This is a genomic window from Candidatus Cloacimonadota bacterium (genome assembly GCA_011372345.1).
GTDB lineage: Bacteria > Cloacimonadota > Cloacimonadia > Cloacimonadales > TCS61 > DRTC01.
Map to the genome: position 1 here is coordinate 1 of DRTC01000311.1, position 1886 is coordinate 1886.

The 1886-nt window shown below is 37.9% G+C and carries 3 protein-coding genes; all 3 read right to left on the reverse strand.

Features of this window, described 5'->3' with window-relative positions; translation table 11 throughout:
- Nucleotides 1-21 precede the first annotated feature (21 nt).
- Nucleotides 22-381 carry a four helix bundle protein gene (locus tag ENL20_06075; GenBank protein HHE38121.1) on the reverse strand — a complete coding sequence of 120 codons (360 nt, stop codon included), beginning with the start codon at nt 379-381 and terminating at the stop codon, nt 22-24.
- Nucleotides 382-396: 15 nt separating this feature from the next.
- Nucleotides 397-1410 carry an ATP-binding cassette domain-containing protein gene (locus ENL20_06080; protein HHE38122.1) on the reverse strand — a complete coding sequence of 338 codons (1014 nt, stop codon included), beginning with the start codon at nt 1408-1410 and terminating at the stop codon, nt 397-399.
- Nucleotides 1411-1418: 8 nt separating this feature from the next.
- On the reverse strand, nt 1419-1886 hold a 468-nt coding region (locus tag ENL20_06085), incomplete at its 5' end, for a hypothetical protein (GenBank protein HHE38123.1).

Below are 1886 nucleotides of genomic sequence, written 5' to 3' on the forward strand. Positions count from 1 at the left end.
AAATTTCATACATATTCCAAATTATTGCCTTTTTAGAGTGGACTCATTATTTTTTAAAGATTTATTTATTTCTTCGAGTCTTTCAATTAAATTTTCTGAAACATCTGATTTCAAAAATTTTACTCTGCTGCAATAAATCAAATGACTTTGAGTTTCGGTTACCGAGCCGCGAGCATAATAATAGAAATTTATTTTATCTTTGTTATGAAAGCGTCCGAATCCTTCAGCAATATTTGCTGAAATACTTAGAGCAGACCTGCGAATTTGAGAAGTTAGACTGTAATCTTCTTTCTTGAGAATAGATTCTGTGAGTTCATAAATTTCTACTGCTAAATCCATACTCAATTTCCAAATCGACATTTCCTTAAAACTTTTATACATCCTTCCTTCTCGAACTTAACCTTGATCCTCGACCTTATCTATCATCTCACCACTTCTTAATTTTGTGCGATAAGCCAAAATAGTTTTATCCATTTCTTCTAATGTTCCCAGAATTTCGCGTTCTTTATCCGTTGTATCGATCACTTTATGGATTCCCCCGTTTTTTATCACGATTCGTCGGTCACCCAGCAAAGCTAAAATCGGATCGTGTGTTGCCATCAATACAACTTTGTCTTCCGACAGCAAAAGATTCAAAGCACGTTTTCTGTCAATACCGGCGTTCTCGATCTCGTCTATTAAAATAATCGGTGACTTGCTTAAAATTGCTGTATCTGCGATCATCAAAGCTCGTGATTGTCCACCGCTCAAACTTGTGATCGGAGTATCGGGAGCAAATTTTTCACCTGCAAGATCATTTGCTTTTTCTATAATCCTGCGAATGACATCTTCTTTGTTTTCCACCAAACGGCTTTCTGCGTGCAATTCCACAAATTCGTAAACCGTAAGATCCATCACGAAATTCATATTCTGGGAAAGCTGTGCTACCAGTTTGTCGGAAGAAGAAAATCTCCATTTTTTATCGGGAATTTCATTATTGATGAGAATTTTCCGTGAAGTCGGAGTATCGTTTTGAGCAACCCATTCGATGTCTGCCAGAAGTCTGCTTTTTCCAGATCCTGTTGGACCGACAATGCAAATTACTTCCCCTTGCTTTATAACCAGATTTTCAAATCTTTCCGTATTTCCCGACTTATCGGTTCCGGGCAGGATAGTTACGGTTTTCACCTTATCTTCATCTTTTCCCAAAAACGAGATCATCTGGTTTATGAATTCCGAGATTTGCATCAGAAATGCTTCCGGTTCGATTCCGCGATCTTCCAATTCTTCTTCGTCAAATTCTGCAAAATATTCTATTATGTTCAGGTTCTCTTTTCCTGTAATTTCCAAACCGTTATTTTTGAAAAAGGCATCTAAGAAAGGATATTTTTCTAACAAATTTTTTATTTTTGAATTTCCAAGATTATCCATTTTCCCGCCTACTTTTCATCCATTTTCATTTTGCGGACATTTCCCATCTGATAGCTTTCACCGATACGAGTTTCACCAAGGCAATACGAACACAAAGCAGCAGGCATCGGAAAGCGAAGTTTCTTACCTTTAAGACTTTCGGTCTGGATATTCTCATCATAAAGAAGCGTGCTGAGCTCGAAACTTCCCTGTCCAGTAAGACCATTAATGTGCATTATCGTGGCAGCGGGATTTACGGTGTTCACGCGAGATGCAAAAACTTCCCGTTCTGCTTGCGAAACAATATCTCCTTTTGTGATCACCACAATATCAGCAGATTTCAGCATCGGACCTATCTTCTTGGGAGTATTTATTCCGCTTAAATTATCAATAACGCAAATGGCTTTAATATCTTTGATATACGGCGAACAGCGATTGCAAAGTCCCGCAGATTCACTGATGAGAATATCAAATCCTTCATTGATTCCCCATTGCGT